Source organism: Pandoraea sp. PE-S2T-3, from assembly GCF_002179965.1.
In the GTDB taxonomy this organism is placed as follows: domain Bacteria; phylum Pseudomonadota; class Gammaproteobacteria; order Burkholderiales; family Burkholderiaceae; genus Pandoraea.
The window spans coordinates 141,465-161,676 of sequence record NZ_NGUQ01000035.1 but is presented as its reverse complement, the minus strand read 5'-3'; the positions used below and the strand labels follow the sequence as shown (position 1 = coordinate 161,676).

General features: G+C 63.8%; 15 protein-coding genes. 13 read left to right on the top strand and 2 right to left on the bottom strand.

The features are described 5' to 3' along the window. The first annotated feature begins 36 nt into the window (after positions 1-36). A complete protein-coding gene (locus tag CDV46_RS21250; RefSeq protein WP_058378106.1) occupies positions 37-2,457 on the top strand; it encodes a RelA/SpoT family protein in 2,421 nt (806 codons plus the stop codon). Positions 2,458-2,536: 79 nt separating this feature from the next. On the opposite strand, the gene greB is transcribed toward CDV46_RS21250, so the two are convergent. After that, the gene (gene greB / locus CDV46_RS21245) at positions 2,537-3,097 is read right to left on the bottom strand and encodes a transcription elongation factor GreB (RefSeq protein ID WP_058378107.1); all 561 of its coding nucleotides are present in this window, start codon (positions 3,095-3,097) and stop codon (positions 2,537-2,539) included. 163 nt (positions 3,098-3,260) lie between these two features. On the opposite strand from greB, the gene CDV46_RS21240 reads away from it, so the two are divergent. Beyond that, entirely contained in the window at positions 3,261-4,178 is a 918-nt protein-coding gene (locus CDV46_RS21240) for a pirin family protein (RefSeq protein WP_087724780.1), read from the top strand. Positions 4,179-4,261: 83 nt separating this feature from the next. Here the strand turns inward: CDV46_RS21240 and CDV46_RS21235 are convergent, their stop codons facing one another. Next, entirely contained in the window at positions 4,262-6,823 is a 2,562-nt protein-coding gene (locus tag CDV46_RS21235; RefSeq protein WP_087724778.1) for a cation:proton antiporter domain-containing protein, read from the bottom strand. Positions 6,824-7,085: 262 nt separating this feature from the next. On the opposite strand from CDV46_RS21235, the gene trxA reads away from it, so the two are divergent. The 11 genes from trxA (at position 7,086) to sugE (ending at position 20,210) form a co-directional block, all read left to right on the top strand. Continuing rightward, positions 7,086-7,940 carry a thioredoxin gene (gene trxA / locus CDV46_RS21230; protein WP_441339349.1) on the top strand — a complete coding sequence of 285 codons (855 nt, stop codon included), beginning with the start codon at positions 7,086-7,088 and terminating at the stop codon, positions 7,938-7,940. 46 nt (positions 7,941-7,986) lie between these two features. Beyond that, the gene (locus CDV46_RS21225) at positions 7,987-8,574 is read left to right on the top strand and encodes an AAA family ATPase (protein ID WP_087687002.1); all 588 of its coding nucleotides are present in this window, start codon (positions 7,987-7,989) and stop codon (positions 8,572-8,574) included. A gap of 325 nt (positions 8,575-8,899) precedes the next feature. Continuing rightward, positions 8,900-9,832: an amino acid ABC transporter substrate-binding protein gene (locus CDV46_RS21220; RefSeq protein WP_176399144.1), complete on the top strand. Its 933-nt coding sequence runs from the start codon at positions 8,900-8,902 to the stop codon at positions 9,830-9,832. Positions 9,833-9,931: 99 nt separating this feature from the next. After that, complete coding sequence (locus CDV46_RS21215) at positions 9,932-10,906, top strand: amino acid ABC transporter substrate-binding protein (RefSeq protein ID WP_087724773.1); 975 nt, start codon at positions 9,932-9,934, stop codon at positions 10,904-10,906. Positions 10,907-11,236: 330 nt separating this feature from the next. Beyond that, positions 11,237-11,329, top strand: a complete 93-nt coding sequence (kdpF, locus tag CDV46_RS21210) for a K(+)-transporting ATPase subunit F (RefSeq protein WP_064675054.1) — start codon at positions 11,237-11,239, stop codon at positions 11,327-11,329. Then, positions 11,326-13,131, top strand: a complete 1,806-nt coding sequence (kdpA, locus tag CDV46_RS21205; RefSeq protein WP_087724771.1) for a potassium-transporting ATPase subunit KdpA — start codon at positions 11,326-11,328, stop codon at positions 13,129-13,131. Before kdpF ends, kdpA begins: the two co-directional genes overlap by 4 nt. Before the next feature lie 28 nt (positions 13,132-13,159). Further along, on the top strand, positions 13,160-15,286 hold the full coding sequence (gene kdpB, locus CDV46_RS21200; RefSeq protein WP_087724769.1) for a potassium-transporting ATPase subunit KdpB: 2,127 nt from the start codon (positions 13,160-13,162) through the stop codon (positions 15,284-15,286). Between the two features lie 52 nt (positions 15,287-15,338). Continuing rightward, the gene (kdpC, locus tag CDV46_RS21195; RefSeq protein WP_087724767.1) at positions 15,339-15,923 is read left to right on the top strand and encodes a potassium-transporting ATPase subunit KdpC; all 585 of its coding nucleotides are present in this window, start codon (positions 15,339-15,341) and stop codon (positions 15,921-15,923) included. Positions 15,924-16,140: 217 nt separating this feature from the next. After that, positions 16,141-18,978, top strand: a complete 2,838-nt coding sequence (locus CDV46_RS21190) for a sensor histidine kinase (protein ID WP_087725078.1) — start codon at positions 16,141-16,143, stop codon at positions 18,976-18,978. Continuing rightward, positions 18,971-19,681 carry a two-component system response regulator KdpE gene (gene kdpE, locus CDV46_RS21185; RefSeq protein ID WP_087687006.1) on the top strand — a complete coding sequence of 237 codons (711 nt, stop codon included), beginning with the start codon at positions 18,971-18,973 and terminating at the stop codon, positions 19,679-19,681. Before CDV46_RS21190 ends, kdpE begins: the two co-directional genes overlap by 8 nt. A 211-nt stretch (positions 19,682-19,892) precedes the next feature. Beyond that, on the top strand, positions 19,893-20,210 hold the full coding sequence (gene sugE / locus CDV46_RS21180) for a quaternary ammonium compound efflux SMR transporter SugE (protein ID WP_058378116.1): 318 nt from the start codon (positions 19,893-19,895) through the stop codon (positions 20,208-20,210). The last annotated feature ends 2 nt before the right edge of the window (positions 20,211-20,212 follow it).

The window sequence follows — 20,212 nt, the reverse complement described above, 5'->3', positions numbered from 1 at the left end:
TGACGTTCCGGGCCGCTCGACGATGCAGGTACACGTATGAGTCACGCGAAATCACCGGCTACGTCCATCGCTGCGGATGAACCCAAAGCGGGGGAGCCCAAGCCCGAGCGCAAGAAGAAAAAGGGCGAAAGCGCCACGCGGCAGTACATCGACGCACTGCTCGAACAGTCGTATCGGCACCTCTTCGGTCCGACTGCGACGCCCGAGCAGCCGCGCAAGCACGAGGTCGTATCGATTGCCCGTCTGAAGGGCATGCTTGGGGAGTACCTCAAGGAAAGCGAACTCGCGCAGATCAAAGAAGCCTTCCAGTTCAGCGACGAGGCCCATTTGGGCCAATATCGCCAGAGCGGACAGCCTTACATTACCCATCCCGTCGCCGTTGCCGAGATCTGTGCCGAGTGGAAACTCGACGCACAGTCGATCATGGCTGCGCTGCTGCACGACGTGATGGAAGACCAGGGTGTGACGAAGGCCGAACTCGCTGAGCGTTTCGGTCCGAAAGTCGCCGAACTGGTCGACGGTCTGTCGAAACTCGACAAGATGGAGTTTCGCAGCCGCGAGGAAGCGCAGGCGGAGAGTTTCCGCAAGATGCTGCTCGCCATGGCGCGAGACGTGCGCGTCATCCTCGTCAAGCTCGCCGACCGGCTGCACAACATGCGCACGCTGGGCGTTACGTCGACCGAGAAGCGTCGCCGCGTGGCGCGCGAAACGCTCGACATCTATGCGCCCATCGCCCACCGGCTGGGCCTGAACAATACCTATCGCGAACTTCAGGATCTGAGCTTCGCGAATTACCATCCGCGTCGTTACGCCGTGCTCGACAAGGCCGTCAAGGCCGCGCGCGGCAACCGGCGCGAGGTGGTGGGCAAGATTCTCGACGCCGTCGAGAAAGCCCTCAAGGAAGGCGGCGTGAGTGCCGACGTCTTCGGCCGCGAGAAGACGCTGTTCAGCATCTACAACAAGATGCAGGAAAAGCAGCTCTCGTTCTCGCAGGTGCTCGACGTCTACGGCTTCCGTATCGTCGTTGAATCGAATCCGCAGTGCTACCTCTCGCTCGGTGTGCTGCACGCGCTCTACAAGCCGGTGCCGGGCAAGTTCAAGGACTACATCGCGATTCCGAAGGTCAACGGCTATCAGTCGTTGCACACGACCCTCGTCGGCCCGTTCGGCACGCCCATCGAGTTTCAGATCCGCACCCGTCACATGCACGAGATTGCGGAAGCGGGCGTGGCGGCGCACTGGCTGTACAAGAACGGCGGCGCCGACATGAACGATGTGCAGAAGTACGCACATCAATGGTTGCAGTCGCTGCTCGATATCCAGAGCGAGACCGGCGATTCGACCGAATTCCTCGAACACGTCAAGATCGACCTGTTCCCCGACGCCGTCTACGTCTTCACGCCCAAGGCACGCATCATGGCGCTGCCGCGCGGCGCCACGGCGCTCGATTTCGCCTATTCGGTGCACAGCGATCTGGGTAACCAGTGCGTGGCCGTGAAGATCAACAACGAGTTGCTGCCGCTGCGCACCGAGTTGAAGAACGGCGACATCGTGGAAGTGATTACCGCCCCGTATTCGAAGCCCAACCCCGCGTGGCTGGGCTTTGTGCGTACCGGCAAGGCGCGCTCGGTGATCCGGCATTACCTCAAGACGATGCGCTTTGCCGAGTCGGTACAGCTTGGCGAGCGTCTGGTCGAGCAGGCATTGAAGGGCTACGGCCTGACCATGAGCGAGATTTCTCCGGAGATCTGGGAAAAGCTCGCGCAGTGGACCGGCAACAAGGATCGTCAGGACATCTTCGCCGACATCGGCCTCGGACGCCGTGTGGCGGCCGTCATGGCCAAGCGCCTCGCGGTGCTCTCGTCGGGCAAGGAAGGCGAGAACGACGACAGCCCGGACGATCCGGATGCCCCGCGTACCGGCGACGAGAATGTCGGCCCGCCGGTGCTCATCACCGGCACCGAAGGCATGTCGGTACAGTTCTCCGCTTGCTGCCGCCCGATTCCGGGCGACGCGATCATGGGCTATATCGGTATCGGCCTCGGCATGGCGATTCACACGACCGATTGTCCGGTCGCGCGCCGCATCCATCGCAAAGATCCGACGCGCTGGATCGACGTGGCCTGGGCACCGCTGCCGGGCCGCATGTTCGACGTCGGCATCAAGGTGCTCGTGCATCACAACCGTGGCGTGTTCTCGCGCGTGGCCGCCGATATCACGGCGTCGGACGCGAATATCGTGCACATCGGGATGGATGAGGTGGTGCCGGACGAGTCGGCCACGCTGCGCTTCCTGATTCAGGTGAGCGATCGGGTGCATCTTGCCAACGTGATGCGCCGTATCCGCGTGAATCCGGACGTGATGCGTGTGGCCCGCGAGCGCCCGAGTGAACGGCATCAGGAAGAGTTGCACGCGAATCACGCGATGCGTATTGCCCGCGAGCGCGGTCCCTTCTGATGAAATGACGGCCGACGCACGCCAGTCTGGCGCTGCGTCGGCGTTTTCATGATTTCCCTCTAGTGACTTTGGGCTGCCGTCATTCTGACGGCGGATAGTGCACGTCCAGAATCTCGATCTGTTCGAGTCCGGCCGGCGTGCGCAGCGGCACGGTATCGCCGACCTTGGCCTTGGTGATGGCGCGTGCCATCGGCGAGATCCAGCTGACGCGGCCTCGGTCGAGATCGACCTCGTCGATGCCCACGATCATGATGGTGTGCTCGTCGCCCTTGCCGTCGGCATAAGTGACTTCGGCGCCGAAAAACACCTGATCGACGTTCTCCTGCCGGCGCGTGTCGACGACTTCGGCGTTGTCGAGCCGTTTGGTGAGAAAGCGAATACGACGGTCGATCTCGCGCAGGCGGCGCTTGCCGTAGATGTAGTCGCCATTCTCCGAGCGGTCGCCGTTCGACGCCGCCCACGACACGATCTTCACCACTTCGGGACGCTGATTGTCGATCAGATCGAGCAGTTCGTCCTTGAGCCGCCGATAGCCGGCCGGCGTGATGTAGTTCTTCGTACCCGCAGGAATTTCGGGGGCGCCGGCGTCGAGATCATCATCGTCGTCGCCGCTGTCTTCTTTGACGAATGCTTTGTTCATGAGCCTGAGCGCACCGTAGCGGCGCGCAGTAAAAGCGTTTCGGGATGCCTGCATTATAGGAGCGTTGCGGCGCGGCATTGCGACCGATGCGTCATGGAACCGCCGCGCAATGTCCTCTACAATCGATCATCGTTCCCCAACAGTCATTCAGGAGCTTCGCGTCATGACCGGTTCCTCAAGTTCATCCAGTCCCACTAGTCCCTTCCTTGCTGTCCTCAAGCCGCATACGAGCGATATCGGGGCGTTCACTGTGCAGCGCAGTCTGCCGAGCCTGCCGTACAAGACGGTCGGGCCATTTATCTTCTTCGACCACATGGGGCCAGCCACGCTCGCGCCGGGGCAGGGCATGGACGTGCGCCCGCACCCGCATATCGGGCTGGCGACCGTCACGTATCTGTTTGACGGGGAAATCAATCACCGCGACAGCCTCGGCAGCGATCAGCGCATCACGCCGGGCGCCGTGAACTGGATGACCGCCGGTCGCGGCATCGTGCACTCCGAGCGGACTCCGGATGACGTGCGCGAGCGCGGCGGTGACGTGCACGGTATTCAGACGTGGGTGGCATTGCCGCAAGCCGATGAGGAGACCGAGCCGTCGTTCTCGCATCACGAGGCGTCGTCGCTGCCCGACATCTTTGCTCCGGGCGTGCATATGCGCCTGATTCTCGGCGAGGCCTTCGGCGAGACATCACCGGTGAAAGTGTTCTCGCCGATCTTCTACCTCGCGGTGGAAATGGAGCCGTGCGCCGCATTCGTGTTGCCGCCGGAGTATGCGGAGCGCGCCATCTACACGGTGCAAGGCGAGGTCACGGTGAACGGCGAAACGCTGCCCGAGCAACGCATGGGTGTGCTCGCACCGGGCAGCGATGTGAACGTGGTGGCGGGTGATCAGCCTGCGCGGTTGATGCTGTTGGGCGGCGCGCCGCTCGATGGCGACCGCTTCATCTTCTGGAATTTCGTGTCGTCGAGCCGTGAGCGCATCGAACAGGCCAAAGCGGCTTGGACCGCGCAGCAAATGGGCCACGTGCCCGGCGAGACGGAATGGATTCCGATACCCGAACGTAAGCCTGCCGCAAAGTAAGTTCGTTTGCGGTTTAAAAAGCCCGCTGTCGGATCCCCCGGCAGCGGGCTTTTTTATGCTCGCCAATCACATGGACGACGCTGCTACGCGCTCAGCACGATCACGGAACAGCGGCGTTCTTCCAGCAAGCGATGTGAGATGGCACCAAAGTTGAGACGGTCACCGAAGCGCGGTTGGACGCCGAGCACGAGCAGATTGTGTTTGCCGTGATGGATCTGATGCAGCACCGCTTCGTCGACCTTGCCGCCAGCGAGCAGGCGCGTGCGCAGCGTCACGCCGTTGCGTTCTGCCAGTGCTTGCAGGTTTTCCAGCATGGCGGCCTCTGCCGCGTCGGGCCGCAGAGACCGTGGGCGCCAGCGCTTGTGCATCATCCCCGGTGCCATGCGTGCCGAGACGTGCAGGGCAGTCACCGGGGCGTTGGTGGCGCGTGCGAGCGTGATGGCAAGCTCGGCGGCGTGGCGGGAATAGTCGGTGCCCGAGACCGGCACGAGGATATCGAGCGGCGCATCGGGCGTGCGCGCGTGGTCGCCGTGAGCAAGGACGATGGCAATCGCACCGTCGAACGCCTTCGTGAGCGGCAGCACGCCCGTGGGCAGGGGCAGGGGCGGCACGTCGGAATCGGACTCTTCACCGGGGGCGTCGAAACCGGCGATCACGAACCCGTAGCCCTTGCCGATTTCGTCGGAAATGCGCGTGGCTTCGTGGCTCGTATCGGCTTGTTTCGCTTCCTGCTCGCGCGCCGCGTCGGAAGGATCGCTCGCGACGAACTCGCCGTCTTCCGTCGCGTTGCTCACGCGTTTGTCGTCGTGCGCTTCGCCGACGGGTTCATGCTTGGGGGCGGTTTCGCGTTGACGGGCGTCGTCGGGTGGTGACGAAGTGGCGCGACTGTCTGCCTCGCCTTCCTCGTCATCGACCGGCCCGTGCGGCAATTCGGGCGTCTTCTGCGGCGCTTTGCCCGTGCGTTCGCGCAGCACCAGCCGCTCGGCTTCGCGCCGCAGGACTTTAGCCGTGTCGTCCGGGTGTTTTTCTTCTTTGGCGGCGTCTTTGCGATCCTTGGCTTTGTCGTCGACACCCGGCGTCCCCGGCGCTCGGGGAATGGCGAGCATCGCGGCGCTCAGGGCAATGTCATAGGCATGGCGTCCGGCGCCTTCCTCGTCAGCGGCGTCATCGGCATCGGCGCGTTTTTTCTCCGATCGGTCCGGCGTACCTTCCTCTGCATCATCCGGCGCAGGCGCCAGCACGGTCGTCAGCGTGCCGCGCACACCGGCTGTCAGCCCCGCGATCCATGCGGCGAAGCGGCCGTTGGCACTGCCGTCCACCGCCGCGAGAATGCGTTCGACATTCGGCAGGAAATCCTTTTCCTCGGCGGCTTCCTTCTCAAGCCGTGCCTTCTCTTCGGCCGACAGCGGAATGCGCACCAACGCGCGCCGCAGCACGGGCGGCATGACGAGCGTGGTGATGAGCGCCATGATCACGACCATCGTGAACAGGTCTTTGCTCAGCACGCCCAGCGACAACCCGATGCTCGCCACGATGATTTCGGTCGAGCCGCGTGCATTCATCCCGGTGGCCAGCGCGAGCGCTTCCGCAGACGACATCCCGCCGAGACGTCCGCCCAGAAAGCACCCGGTGAATTTGCCGATGCTGGCAATCAGAATCAGGCCCGCCACCAGCCCGAGCATCCGCCAGTCAAAGAGGATGGTGAGATCGACCGACAGCCCCGCCACGCCGAAGAACACCGGCGCGAAGAGGGCCACGATCAAGCCGCGCAACTGCGCTTCGATCTGCTCGGTGAGAATCGGCGATTGCCCGATCATCACCCCCGCCATGAACGCCCCCAGCGCGGTATGCACGCCGAGCTTGTCGGTCGCGAGCGCCAGCACGAAGGTAATCACCAGAATGGCGCTCAGGACGGGCATCTCGCTGGTAAAGCGGTCGTTGGTCCAGCGGATCGCCACTGCGACCGCTCGCTTGCCGACGGTGAAGCACAGCACGATGAACAGCAGCGTGCCGCCCAGACTGAACGACAGATGACCGATATCGATCGTGCCGCTGGCGCCCAGCCCAGCGATGGCGGCGATGATGATCCACCCGGTGGTGTCGTCGAGAATGGCCGCCGCGAGGATGATCTGCCCGATATTGCGGCGCAGATAGTCGACCTCGCGAATCACCATGGCTACCACTTTCACCGACGAGATCGACAGCGCCGTGCCGATGAACAGCGACGTCACCAGCCGTGCCTCGGGGTGCGGGAGCAGATTGTCGGGGAGATGCCAGCCGAGGGCGAAGCCACAGGCAAACGGGATGATCATGCCGCCGGCGGATGCGAAGATCGCCATGCGTTTCATGCGCCGCACGAGACCCAGATCGGTTTCCAGTCCGGTTGAAAGCAGAAGCAACAGCACGCCGAGCTCGGACACCGCGTCGAGCATCTTCTTCTGCGTTTCGTTGTCGGGGAAAACGGCGTGCTGCCATGCGGGTAGCAGCGCACCGAAGACCGATGGGCCGAGCAGCACGCCTGCAAGCAACTGGCCCATGACGGCGGGCTGGCGCAGACGCTGCATGACCTCGCCGAGCAAGCGTCCGACGAGTACCAGCAAAAGCAGTTGTGTGAAGAAGATCGCCGTGCCGTGGCCTGCGTGCATGTGCCTCCCAGCTATTCATGCGACGGCGCGCAGCGCTCAGTGTGGCGCTCGGCGGCGATGACGGCCGGGACGGGAACCCGGCGCGCTCGCGCGCGTCCGTACCGATATGCCCAGTTTTGCGATTACCATGCGTTATTCATGCATCAAACAAGTCATGCATCCTGCAAGCGGCCGTTCATGTCGAATCAATGACGTATCAGTGATAAATCATTGATGGATTCACGGCCACCGTTCACGCAATTTACCACGCTCTATAGGTCATATGATCGACACCAACCTCGCCAGTTTCGACGACGACGTGCTGGCCGTCTCGCATCAAGTGCCCGTGCTTGCCGATTTCTGGGCGCCGTGGTGCGGCCCGTGCAACGCGCTCGGACCGTTGCTGGAAAAGCTCGAAGCCGAGGCGCAGGGCCGCCTGCGGCTTGTGAAGATCAACGCCGATGAGAACGCCCAGCTTTGCGCCGACTACGGCGTGCGCAGCTTGCCGACGGTCGTGGCGTTCGTCGATGGCGAACCTGTCGACCAGTTTGTCGGCGCACTGCCCGAGGGCCAACTTCGCGCGTTCATCGAACGTGTCGTGCCGAACCCTGCGGACATGGCGCGTCGTGTGGCGCGCGACGCCATCGCCGAAGGCCGGCCGGAAGTCGCTCGCGACGCACTGCAAGCCGCGCTGGCGCTTGACCCCGCGCATGATGAAATTCGACTCGATCTGGTCGACGTGCTGATCGAAATGGGGGATCTTGCGGGCGCGCGCTCGGAACTGGCGCTGATCTCGCCGCGCACGGCCGCCGGTGGCAACGTGCGCATCGCGGCGCTGGAAACGCGTCTGGCCGCCGCCGAGCAAGCCAGCCACCTGCCGCCCGCCGCACAATTGCTGCAACGGGTGCAGGCCGAGCCGGACAATCTTCAGGCGCAGCTCGATCTCGCCAATCGGTATCTGGCCGATCATTCGTACGAACAGGCGCTCGAAACGCTGTTGGGCATCGTGCAGCGCGATCGTACGTTTGGCGACGACGTGGGCCGCAAGTCGATGCTCGCCGTGTTCGACGCGTTGGGCAGCGCCGATCCGGCCACGGTGGCCACATGGCGCCGTAAGCTCAGCGCCGCGCTGAATTGACGAGCGTGCCCATGGACTTCAAGAAGCGCAATCGCAAGGTGACGGTATGACGCGCCTCGTATTCTTCTGCGGCCACGCCGGAGCGGGCAAGACGACGCTGGCCAAACGGCTGATTCGCCCGCTCATTACGCGCAGCGGCGAGGCCTTCTGCCTGCTGGACAAAGACACGCTCTACGGCGAGTTCAGTGCCTCCGTGATGGGGGCGCTCACGGGCAATCCGAACGACCGCGACAGCCCCATGTACTTGCAGACGTTGCGCGAGCCCGAGTACGCGGGGCTGCTGGAGACGGCGCGCGAGAACCTGCGGCTTGGCGTGAACGTGCTGGTGGTCGCGCCGCTTTCGCGCGAGTTGCGCGAAGGATTGCTGTTCGATCGCGGCTGGCTTCGGGTAGAAGACGACGTGAGCGTGCATGTCGTCTGGGTCGATCTCGATGAGGCGAGCGCCAAGGCGCGCATCGTGAGCCGTGCCAATCCCAACGACGCTTACAAGCTCGCGCACTGGGACGAGTACCGCGTGCGACGCATCCTGCCGCCGGCTGCCGCTTTTCCCGGTCTGCTTCGCTTCGACAATACGGCGCCGACGGCGGAAGACGACGAGCAGTTGTTGCTGACGTTGCTGGCGCACACGCGTTGATCGCGCTTGTGAAAATAGCGCAAGGGGAATAGTCCGAAAACGCAGGATGGGTCGTAGGCGCGGGCCCAAGGCATTGCTAAGGTGCGACTTTCCCCACCTTGAGCACGCCGCCATGACTCTCTTCTCACGCCGGAAATTGCAGCGGATATTGCAACCGATATCCCAACGGCTACCCCAGTGGCTATCCCAACGGCTATCCCAGCCCTCGCGCGTGCCGTCCGTGGGGCAGCACGCCCTGATTCGTCATGCCTTTGGTTACTTGGTCGCCGCCGGCGCAGGCTTTGCCTGCGTCGTGCCAGTCGGCGCGACGCCGATAGGCGCACCGATGACATCCACGCCCGAACTGATCGCACCAGCACCAGCAGTGGCTGATGCCGGGGACACCCTCACAACCGCCTCGCCCACGCTGGAGCGCATTCGCCAGCGCGGTCGTATCGAGCTTGGCTATCGGCAATCTGCCGTACCGTTCTCCTTTGCCGACAAGCATGAGCAGCCGCAGGGGCTGGCGTGGGCGCTGTGTCAGAAGATCGTACCGGCGATTCAGCGAGAGCTTGCGTTGCCGCAACTGGAGAGCGTGCCGGTGCGCGTGATCGAGCAGATGCGTGCACCACTCGTCAAAGGGGATGCCATCGACATCGACTGTGCCCCCTCGACGCTCACGCCTGAGCGCGCCGAACAGGTCGCCTTCAGCCTGCCTTACTACGCCGCCCATGTGCGCCTGATGGTCCGTCGCGGCAGTGGCATCGGCTCGATCGACGCGATGCGCGGCCTGCGACTCGTGGTGGTGCAGGGCACGACGGCAGAGCGTCTGGTGCGCGCGCGTCAGGCGGACGTGGGGTTTCAACTGCTGATGGCGCGCGATTACGACGAGGCGTTTCATCTGCTGCGTGAACAACGGGGGCAGGCGCTCGCGCTCGACGATGTGCTGCTTCAGGGCTTGCGCACCACGACCAAGACGCCCGATGCGTTCCGAGTCGTCGGACCACCGCTGGCCGATACCCCCGAGTACTACGCCCTTGTGCTGCGTAAAGACGACCCGGCCTTCAAGGCGGTGGTCGACGCGGCATTGGTCGAACTGTTCCGCAGCGGCGAAATGGCGCGTCTGCAAGGTCACTGGTTCCAGAATCCGACACCCCCCTACGGCGTGAACCTGCACATGCTGCCGTCGCCCGAGGTGCAGGCGCTTTGGGCGGCCGGAGGGCGGGAATTACCCACGGCATCACCGCGAGCCTCAAACCAAGAATCACGCCAAGAATAAGCTAATGACAAAAGTGGCTTTGCGCCGGGCGGCGCAATTCTGTAAATTGCTATCGTGCTGTTAATGCGATAGGAATTTGCTGTGAACGGTTGGCATGAAATGAATTGGAAAGTCGTCGCCCGACGCGTCGCCCTCAGTCTGTCGGTGAGCGTTGCCGCGCTGGGTACCCTCTCTGGCGTCTCTACGGCGGTCGCTGCGCCTGCAAAGGCCGCCAAGTCTGACGTCCCGGTGGTGGCACTGCCGAAGATCAACGGCGATCTGACGGGCACGCTCAAGAAAATCCACGACACGGGGCTCATTACGCTGGGTTATCGCGAAGCCGCGATCCCGTTTGCCTATGTGAACGACAAGGGCAAGCCCGTCGGTTACACCATGGACCTGTGCTACGCCGTGGTCGACGCGGTCAAGTCGGCGCTCAACATGCCGAACCTGAAAGTGCGTGAGATGTCGATCACGCCGCAGAACCGCATTCCGCTGGTGAAGAACGGCACGGTCGATCTGGACTGCGCCCCGAACACCATCACGCCGGAGCGCGCGGAACAAGTGGGTTTCAGCCACCCGTACTACGTGTCGGAAGTGCGCCTGCTGGTCAACAAGAAGGACAACATTCGCGGTCTGGAAGATCTGAAGGGCCAGAACCTCGTGGCGTCTGCCGGTTCAACCGGCGAGCGTCTGGCACGTATTCAGGCCGACAAGGGCGGTTTTCGCGTGATTCCGGCGCGTGACCATGGCGAATCGATGATGACGCTCGAAACCGGCCGCGCCAAGGCGTTTGCCCTCGACGACGTGCTGCTCGCCGGTTTGCGCGCCACGGCCCGTGAGCCGGGGGACTTCGCCATCGTGGGCGCGCCGCTCGAAACCGAGTTGAACGCGCTGATGCTGCGTCGCGACGACCCGCAGTTCAAGAAGTTTGTCGATACGACGCTGGCGCATGTGTTCAGCTCGGGCGAGATCCGCCGCATTCAGCACAAGTGGTTCCAGCAGCCGATTCCGCCGCGTAACGTCAACCTGAATCTCGAACCGAGCAAGGAAGTGATCGAGGTCTGGCGCGAGGGTTCTCAGGTCACGGAGTGATACACCGGGTGAAGCAGGCAACCTGACTGCGCGCTCCCCGAAAACCCGCAAAAACAAACGACAACGCCCGCCGATAGCGATATCGGCGGGCGTTGTCGTTTACACGTTGTTTACACCGTCTTTACCCCTTTTGTCCCCGTCTTTACGCGCCGATCCGTATCTTTCAGATCACGGCTGGCATGCGCATGCGAGGGCGCGTCGCGTCCGTGGTGTGCCGGCCGCCACACGATAGGGAGTTGTCATGGATTGGTTATATCTCGGCGTGATGGCAGTGTTTACCGCTGCGACCGTCGGCTTTGTCGCGTTTTGCGCGTCGGTAGGGGGGCAGCAATGACAGCCATGTACTGGCTGAGCGGCGGACTCACGCTCGCGCTGCTCGTTTATCTCGTCTACGCGCTCTTCAAGCCGGAGGATCTCGCATGACACTCAATGCCTGGATTCAGCTCGGCGTATTTCTCGTCGTGCTACTGGTGCTGGCGCGCCCGCTTGGCCGCTTCATGGCCAACGTGCTCGCCGGCGAGTCGCGTGTGAACCGGTGGTTTGCCCCGGTCGAGCGCGGCCTCTATCGCTTGTGCGGTATCGATCCCGAAAAGGAAATGCACTGGCGCGCCTACGCGATCGCTCTGATCGGCTTCAATGCCGTGGGGGCGTTTGCCGTCTACGCGCTGCAACGCTGGCAAGTCTGGCTGCCGCTCAACCCGCAGGCGTTCGGCGCGGTCACCCCCGATTCGTCGATGAACACCGCCGTCAGCTTCGTGGCCAACACGAACTGGCAGGGGTATTCGGGCGAGTCGACGATGAGCTATCTCACGCAGATGCTCGGCCTCGCGGTACAGAACTTCCTGTCCGCAGCCACCGGTATCGCGGTGGTGGTGGCGCTCATTCGCGGCTTCGCGCGTCATACGGCGAAGACGATCGGCAACTTCTGGGTCGACATGACCCGCATCACGTTCTATGTGCTGATTCCGCTGTCGGTGCTGTTTGCCGCGGCGTTCATGAGCCAAGGCGTGATTCAGAACTTCGACGCCTACAAGGACGTCGCGACGGTGCAGGCCACGCACTACGACAATCCGGTCCTCGGTCCGGACGGTCAGCCGAAGATGGACGCCGCAGGCAAGCCGGTGACGCAGCCGGCCGTGACGTCCACGCAGACGTTGCCGATGGGTCCGGTCGCCTCGCAAGAAGCGATCAAGATGCTCGGTACGAACGGCGGCGGTTTCTTCAACGCCAACTCGGCGCACCCGTATGAAAACCCGACGCCGCTGTCGAACTTCCTGCAAATTCTGGCGATCTTCCTGATCCCGGCGGCGCTGTGCTTCACGTTCGGCCGCATGGTCGGCGACCGTCGCCAAGGCGTTGCGATTCTCGCAGCCATGACGATCGCGTTTTCGATCGCGGCGGTGGCCACCGTCTCGGCGGAGCAGGCCGGCAACCCGGTGCTCACTACGCTCGGGGTCGATCAGCAAGTCAGCGCGACGCAGTCGGGCGGCAACATGGAAGGCAAGGAGACGCGCTTCGGCATCGTGGCGTCGGGCATCTTTGCGACGGTGACGACGGCCGCGTCGTGCGGTGCGGTCAATGCCATGCACGACTCGCTCACGCCGCTGGGCGGCATGGTGCCGATGCTGTTGATGCAGTTGGGCGAAGTGGTCTTCGGCGGGGTGGGTTCAGGCCTGTACGGCATGCTCGTCTTCGCGATGCTCGCGGTGTTCGTGGCGGGGCTGATGATCGGCCGCACGCCGGAATATCTGGGCAAGAAGATCGAAGCGTTCGAGATGAAGATGGTCGCCGTGGCCGTGCTCATGACGCCGCTGCTGGTGCTGCTCGGCACGGCGCTCGCCGTGATGGTGCAAGCCGGTCAGGTGGGGGTGGCCAACCCGGCGACACACGGGTTCTCTGAAATTCTTTACGCCTTCAGTTCGGCCGCGAACAACAACGGCAGCGCCTTTGCGGGGCTCTCGGCCAACACGCCGTTCTACAACAACACGCTGGCCATTGCGATGTGGTTCGGCCGCTTCTGGGTGATCGTGCCGGTGCTGGCGATTGCCGGTGGTCTGGCCGCGAAGAAGCGCATTGCCGCCACGTCGGGCACGTTGCCCACGCACGGACCGCTCTTTGTCGTGCTGTTGCTCGGCACCGTGCTGCTGGTGGGCGCGCTCACCTACGTGCCGGCGCTCGCGCTGGGCCCGATCGCCGAACATCTGGCGATGATCGGCGCGCATTGAACAATGAAATGAGGCATTCGAGGCACTCATGAATCAATCTGCAAGTAATACCGTCACCCGGCCGGTCGGCGAGGGTCATACATCGGCTGTGAAGTCGATGTTCGACCCCTCGATCGTGAAGCCGGCCATTGTCGACTCGTTCCGCAAACTTCACCCGCTCACGCAAGCGCGCAATCCGGTGATGTTCGTGGTGTACGTCGGCAGCATTCTCACCACGGTGCTGTTCGGCATGGCCCTCGCGGGGCATGCCGAAGCCAGCGCGCCGTTCATCCTCGCCATCACGTTGTGGCTGTGGTTCACGGTGCTGTTCGCAAACTTCGCCGAAGCACTGGCCGAAGGGCGCAGCAAGGCGCAGGCTGCATCGCTGCGTCAGGCCAAGAAGAACGTGCCCGCCAAGCAACTCCGCGCGGCGGCGCGTGATGCCGAATGTCTGGTCATCGACAGCGCCAGCCTGCGCCGTGGCGACTTCGTGCTGGTCGAAGCGGGCGACGTTGTGCCCGCCGACGGCGAAGTGGTCGAAGGCGTGGCATCGGTCGACGAGTCGGCCATTACGGGGGAATCGGCGCCCGTGATTCGCGAATCGGGCGGTGACTTCACCGCGGTCACAGGCGGCACGCGTGTGCTGTCCGACTGGATCGTCATGAAAGTGACGGTCAACCCGGGCGAGGCGTTTCTCGATCGCATGATCGCGATGGTGGAAGGCGCCAAGCGCCAGAAGACGCCGAACGAAATCGCGCTGACGATTCTGCTCGTCGCTCTGACGCTGGTGCTGTTGCTCGCGACGGCCACGCTGTTGCCGTATTCGATCTACAGCGTACTGGTCACGCAGGCGGGACACCCGGTCACGATTACCGTACTCGTGGCGCTGCTCGTGTGCCTGATTCCGACGACCATCGGCGGCTTGCTCTCGGCCATCGGTGTGGCCGGCATGAGCCGCATGATGCAGGCCAACGTGATCGCCACGTCGGGCCGTGCCGTGGAAGCCGCGGGCGACGTCGACGTGCTGCTGCTCGACAAGACCGGCACCATCACGCTGGGCAATCGTCAGGCCTCGCAGTTCGTGCCCGCCCCGGGTGTGGACGAGCGCACGCTGGCCGATGCCGCGCAACTCTCGTCGCTGGCCGACGAAACACCGGAAGGCCGCAGCATCACGGTGCTCGCCAAGCAACGCTTCAATCTGCGTGAGCGCGAAATGGCCGGCCTGCACGCCGTGTTTCTCCCGTTCTCGGCGCAGACGCGCATGAGCGGTGTGGATCTGGCCGACAAGCAGATTCGCAAGGGCGCTGCCGAGGCCGTCAAGCGTTACGTGGAGTCGGCCGGCGGTGTGTGGCCGGCGGCGCTGGCGACGTCGGTCGACGAGATTTCGCGTCGCGGCAGCACGCCGCTGGTGGTGGCCGAGCAAGACGGGCAGGGCACGCGTGCACTCGGTGTGATCGAGTTGAAGGACGTGGTCAAGGGCGGCATCAAGGAGCGCTTTGCCGAACTTCGTCAGATGGGCATTACGACGTTGATGGTCACGGGCGACAACCGCCTGACGGCCGCAGCCATTGCGGCGGAAGCCGGTGTCGATGACTTCCTCGCGGAAGCCACGCCGGAAGCCAAGCTCGCGACCATCCGCAAGTATCAGGCGGAAGGCAAGCTGGTGGCGATGACCGGCGACGGTACCAACGATGCCCCGGCGCTCGCGCAGGCCGACGTGGCCGTGGCGATGAACACGGGGACGCAGGCCGCGAAAGAGGCCGGCAACATGGTCGATCTGGACTCGAACCCGACCAAGCTCATCGAGATCGTCGAGATCGGCAAGCAGATGCTGATGACGCGCGGCAGTCTCACCACGTTCTCGATTGCGAACGACGTGGCGAAGTACTTCGCGATCATTCCGGCGGCGTTTGCGACCACGTATCCGCAACTGGATCAGTTGAACGTGATGCGCCTTGCCAGCCCGTCGTCGGCCATTTTGTCGGCCGTGATCTTCAACGCGCTGATCATCGTGGTGCTGATTCCGCTGGCACTCAAGGGCGTGAAGTATCGCCCGCTCGGTGCGGCAACGCTGCTGCGCCGCAACCTCGTGATTTACGGGCTGGGCGGCATTCTCGTGCCGTTCGTGGGCATCAAGGCGATCGACATGATCATCGCCGCGATGGGCTGGGCCTGATCGGCGGGCGCTGGTGCCCACGGTCATTGCAGAACTCAAAGGAATAGACGTCATGAAAACCCTGTTACGCCCGATGCTGAGCCTGTTCGTCGTGCTCTCGGTCATTACGGGCCTGGTGTATCCGCTGGTCGTGACCGGCATCGGCCGGGTCGCGTTTTCGCGCGAAGCTTCGGGCAGCCTGATCTACAAGGACGGCAAACCGGTCGGCTCATCGCTGATCGGGCAGAACTTCGACGAGCCGAAGTACTTCTGGGGCCGCCTGTCGGCCACGGCACCGATGCCGGACAACGGTCTCGCGTCGGGTGGCTCGAACTACGGCCCCCTCAATCCCGCACTCGCCGACGCCGTGAAGGGCCGTATCGCGGCGCTGCGCGAAGCCGACCCGACGGCAGCCCTGCCGGTGCCGGCCGATCTGGTGACGGCTTCGGCCAGCGGTCTCGACCCTGAGATCAGCCCGGCGGCTGCGGCTTATCAGGTCAGCCGTGTCGCTAAGGCACGTGGCCTGACGCCGGATGCCGTGCAAGCCCTCGTCGCCCGCTACACGCAGGGGCGCCAATGGGGAATTTTCGGAGAGCCTCGGGTGAATGTTCTGAAGCTCAACCTCGCGTTGGATGGGCTGGCATCCGGTAGCGTCTGAAAAGCCGGTAACGCTGCCGGGCGGGCTGGCGAATCGCTGGTCTTGTCCGGCAGCGTGCGGTAGATTGGCGGCACGCCCTCGACGCGTGCCGTTTTTGCTTTGCCTGAGGTACCGGATGCGCAGGAAATGCGCACGGCATGTGAACCGATTTTTGCGTATGTCTCGCGGATTTCCGAGATGGCGCGCGTCTTCCTGATGGATTGATCCGATGGCTGGCATTGAACGCCCGAATCCCGATGAACTGCTCGACAAACTGCAACGCGACGAAGCGCGCGAGCAGCGCGGCCGGCTGAAGATTTTCTTTGGCGCGTCGGCAGGGGTCGGCAAGACATTTGCCATGTTGCAAGCGGCGCGAAAGCTGCGCGAGGAAGGCACCGACGTGGTGGTCGGGGTACTGGAGACGCATGGCCGCGAAGAGACGGCGCAAATGCTCGAAGGGCTGGAAGTCCTGCCGCAGAAGTCGGTGGAGTATCGCGGGCGGTTGCTGCGCGAGTTCGATCTCGACGGCATGCTGGCGCGCAAACCGGCCGTCGCACTGGTGGACGAACTGGCCCACGCGAACGTGCCCGGTGAGCGCCACATGAAGCGCTGGCAGGACGTCGAAGAATTGCTGGTAGCCGGCATCGACGTGTACACCACGCTCAACGTGCAGCATCTGGAGCGGCTCAACGACGTGGTCGGCCAGATTACGGGGATTCGTGTCTGGGAGACGTTGCCTGACCGCGTGTTCGATCTGGCGGACGAAGTCAAACTCGTCGACCTGCCGCCCGATGAACTGCTCGAACGGATGCGTGAGGGCAAGGTGTACATGCCCGCGCAAGCCGAGCGGGCGGTGCGCAACTTCTTCCGCAAGGGCAATCTGATTGCCTTGCGCGAACTGGCGCTGCGCCGCACAGCCGATCGGGTCGATGCGCAGATGCGCGAGTACCGCGCCGATCAGTCGATCAGTCATATCTGGCAGGCGCGCGAACGTCTGCTGGTCGCGATCGGGCCGGGCCCGGAGGGCGTGGCACTTGTGCGCGCGGCGGCGCGGCTGGCGGCGAGCCTGCGGGCCGACTGGCTGGCGGTGCATGTCGAAACGCCAGCCATCTTGCGGCAGTCGCAGGTGCGCCGCGAAGGCACGTACGCCACGCTCAAGCTGGCGCAGGAGTTGGGCGCAGAGACACTGACGCTCGACGGTGCGGATGCCGCGCCCACGCTGCTCGCCTACGCGCAGATGCGAAACGTGTCGAAGATTGTTGTGGGGGCGAGTGGCGCGCGCCGGTGGTGGACTGCACGTACGCCGTTGCATGAAGCCTTGATAAGGCTCGCAAGAGGCGTAGATGTTGTGCTGATCGGCCCGGCAGCGGGCGATGCGACGGCCGACAAGCGCGTGGTGCGGGGCGACTGGCGCGACTGGTTCGATACCGCGCCGGAACTCGGACTGGTGGGCGGGCCGTGGCGCGCTTACGCGTGGGCAGTCGGCATTTGCGGGGTGGTGTCGCTCGCGGCGGCGGAACTGACGCGGTTTCTCGATCTCGCCAATATCGCCATGCTCTACCTGCTGGGCGTGATCATCGCGGCCATGCGGCTGGGCCGTGGGCCAGGCGTGCTGGCGTCGTTCCTGTCGGTGGTCGCGTTCGACTTCTTCTTCGTGCCGCCGAAGATGTCGCTGTCGGTCTCGGACACGCAGTACCTGCTCACCTTTGCCGTCATGCTGACGGTGGCCCTTGTCATCAGCCATCTGACGACGAGCCTGCGTTTTCAGGCGCGCCTGGCGACCTGGCGCGAGCGGCGTACCGGCGCGGTCTATGCGATGGCGCGAGAACTGGCGGCGGCGCTGACGACGCCGCAGATCATCGAGATCGGCTCGCGTCACGTGCGTGAAGTGTTTCAGGCGCGCGTGGCTTTGCTGCTGCCCGACAGTCAGGGCAGCGTGCGGCAGCCGGTGGAGAACGCACAGGCCGAGACCATGCCGGCGCATATCGACACGGATGTCGCGCAATGGGTCTACGACCGTCAGCAGGCCGCCGGGCAGGGCACCGACACGTTGCCCGCGTCGGACGCCTACTACCTGCCATTGCGTGCCCCCATGCGTACGCGTGGGGTGCTGGTGGTGGCACCGGATAACCCCGCGACGGGGGCGATTGCGACGCCGGAGCAACTCCGCTTGCTGGATACCTTCGCCGCGCAAATTGCCTTGGCCCTTGAGCGCGTGCATTACGTCGAAATTGCACAGGATGCGCTGGTGACCATGGAGTCCGAGCGGCTGCGCAACTCGCTGCTGTCGGCGATTTCGCATGATCTGCGCACGCCGCTCACGTCCATCGTCGGCTTTGCGAGCATGCTCAGCCGCAATGCCGAAACGCCGGGGCCGTTGCGCACCGAACTGGTCGACGCGATTCACGAAGAAGCGCAGCGCATGACGGGGCTCGTGACGAATCTGCTCGATATGGCGAAGTTGCAGGCGGGCGGGGTACAGCTCAATCGTCAGTGGCAGATGCTCGAAGAAGTGGTCGGGACGTCATTGCGTGCATGTCGCCGGGTGTTGGCCGGGCACGAGGTCAGTACCCGGTTACCGGCGGATCTGCCGCTGCTGCGCTTCGACGCCGTGTTGCTGGAGCGGCTCTTTACCAACTTGCTGGAAAACGCGGCCAAATACTCGCCATCGGGCTCGCACATCGAGATTGCCGCCCGTACGCTCGGCGACGAAGTGGAAGTCAGCGTGAGCGACGACGGGCCGGGACTGCCGGTCGGGATGGAGGGGCGCATTTTCGAGAAATTCATGCGCGGCGAGAAAGAGTCGGCCAAGCCGGGGATCGGTTTGGGGCTCGCGATCTGCCGCGCCATCGTGGAAGCGCACGGCGGTAGAATCGAGGCCGCCAACGTGCCGCAGGGTCACGGCGCGCGTTTCAGTTTCACGCTGCCGGTGGAAACGCCTCCCGTCGAGCCGGAAGTGCCTGACATGAACGAGTCGTCGGGGGAGTCCGGGTTGAACCACGATCTTTCCGAGTTACCTGAATCACCTGAACCGCCAGCCTCGCCTGACGCCAAGGTCACAAAAAGTTATGAGTGAACCGACCATCACCATCGTGGTGATTGAAGACGAACGCCAGATCCGCCGGTTTCTGCGCACTTCGCTGGAAGCCGAGGGCATGGTGGTGCACGAGGCGGAAGCCGGGCGCCAAGGCATGGTCGAAGCCGCCACGCGCAAACCCGATCTGCTGATTGTCGATCTCGGGCTGCCCGACATCGATGGCGTGGAAGTCATTCGCGAAGTGCGTGGCTGGACGGATATGCCGATCATCGTGCTGTCCGCCCGCAACGAAGAATCGGAAAAGGTAGTCGCGCTCGACGTGGGGGCCGATGACTATCTGACGAAACCGTTCGGGGTATCCGAACTGCTGGCGCGCATTCGCGCCCAGTTGCGCCGCCATCATCGCGGCGGCAATTCCGAGACGCTGGGCGAAGCCTTCGCCTTTGGCGACATCAGCATCGATCTTGCACGGCGAAAAGTGACGCGGGCCGGTGAGGCCGTGCATCTGACGCCGATCGAATACCGCTTGCTTGTGACGCTCGTGCGCCATGCCGGACGCGTGCTCACGCACCGGCAATTGCTCAAGGAGGTGTGGGGGCCGTCGCACGTCGAAAGCAACCACTATCTGCGCATTTACATGGGCCACCTGCGCCAGAAGCTGGAGGCCGACCCCGCGCAGCCGAAGCACATCCTGACCGAGACGGGCGTCGGGTACCGGCTGGAAGTCGATACGACGGCGTAGACTCCCGCATCAATTCCATGTCACCGGTAGGGCGTCCTACGGAAGGGCGCCTGCTTTGCTAAAATCCGTGGGTTCCGTCGGCCGCCTCATGCGGCCATGATTCGAATTTGATTCGGTTTCCGATGGAACCCGTCGTGCCGGGACGACCCGGTGCACGGATTCACCTTTCTTCCGGGGACGACCCCGATCTGTCCATTCATCGGAGTCATTCATGGCCTGGATCCTTCTCGTCTTTGCGGGATTGCTGGAAGTGGCTTGGGCCGTCGGTCTGAAGTACACGCAAGGCTTTTCGCGGCTGGTGCCGTCCGTTTTCACCATCGTCTCGATGGTCGGCAGCGTGTGGTTGCTGGCGCTGGCCGTTCGCACGCTGCCGCTGGGCACGGCGTATGCCATCTGGACCGGTATCGGCGCGGTGGGCGCCTTCATTCTCGGCATCATCCTGTTCGGCGAATCGGCCTCGGCGGCGCGCATCGCCAGCGTCACGTTGATTCTGGCAGGGCTTGTCGGCCTGAAGCTCACCGCGGCGTAAGC

Excerpts from the sequence above, each read along its gene's own strand:
- CDV46_RS21240 (WP_087724780.1), top strand. The coding sequence starts at position 3,261 with ATGACCGGTTCCTCAAGTTCATCCAGTCCCACTAGTCCCTTCCTTGCT.
- CDV46_RS21220 (WP_176399144.1), top strand. The coding sequence starts at position 8,900 with ATGACATCCACGCCCGAACTGATCGCACCAGCACCAGCAGTGGCTGAT.
- CDV46_RS21225 (WP_087687002.1), top strand. The coding sequence starts at position 7,987 with ATGACGCGCCTCGTATTCTTCTGCGGCCACGCCGGAGCGGGCAAGACG.
- kdpE (WP_087687006.1), top strand. The coding sequence starts at position 18,971 with ATGAGTGAACCGACCATCACCATCGTGGTGATTGAAGACGAACGCCAG.
- kdpC (WP_087724767.1), top strand. The coding sequence starts at position 15,339 with ATGAAAACCCTGTTACGCCCGATGCTGAGCCTGTTCGTCGTGCTCTCG.
- CDV46_RS21215 (WP_087724773.1), top strand. The coding sequence starts at position 9,932 with ATGAATTGGAAAGTCGTCGCCCGACGCGTCGCCCTCAGTCTGTCGGTG.
- kdpB (WP_087724769.1), top strand. The coding sequence starts at position 13,160 with ATGAATCAATCTGCAAGTAATACCGTCACCCGGCCGGTCGGCGAGGGT.
- kdpA (WP_087724771.1), top strand. The coding sequence starts at position 11,326 with ATGACACTCAATGCCTGGATTCAGCTCGGCGTATTTCTCGTCGTGCTA.
- trxA (WP_441339349.1), top strand. The coding sequence starts at position 7,086 with ATGATCGACACCAACCTCGCCAGTTTCGACGACGACGTGCTGGCCGTC.
- CDV46_RS21250 (WP_058378106.1), top strand. The coding sequence starts at position 37 with ATGAGTCACGCGAAATCACCGGCTACGTCCATCGCTGCGGATGAACCC.
- greB (WP_058378107.1), bottom strand. The coding sequence starts at position 3,097 with ATGAACAAAGCATTCGTCAAAGAAGACAGCGGCGACGACGATGATGAT.
- sugE (WP_058378116.1), top strand. The coding sequence starts at position 19,893 with ATGGCCTGGATCCTTCTCGTCTTTGCGGGATTGCTGGAAGTGGCTTGG.
- kdpF (WP_064675054.1), top strand. The coding sequence starts at position 11,237 with ATGACAGCCATGTACTGGCTGAGCGGCGGACTCACGCTCGCGCTGCTC.
- CDV46_RS21235 (WP_087724778.1), bottom strand. The coding sequence starts at position 6,823 with ATGCACGCAGGCCACGGCACGGCGATCTTCTTCACACAACTGCTTTTG.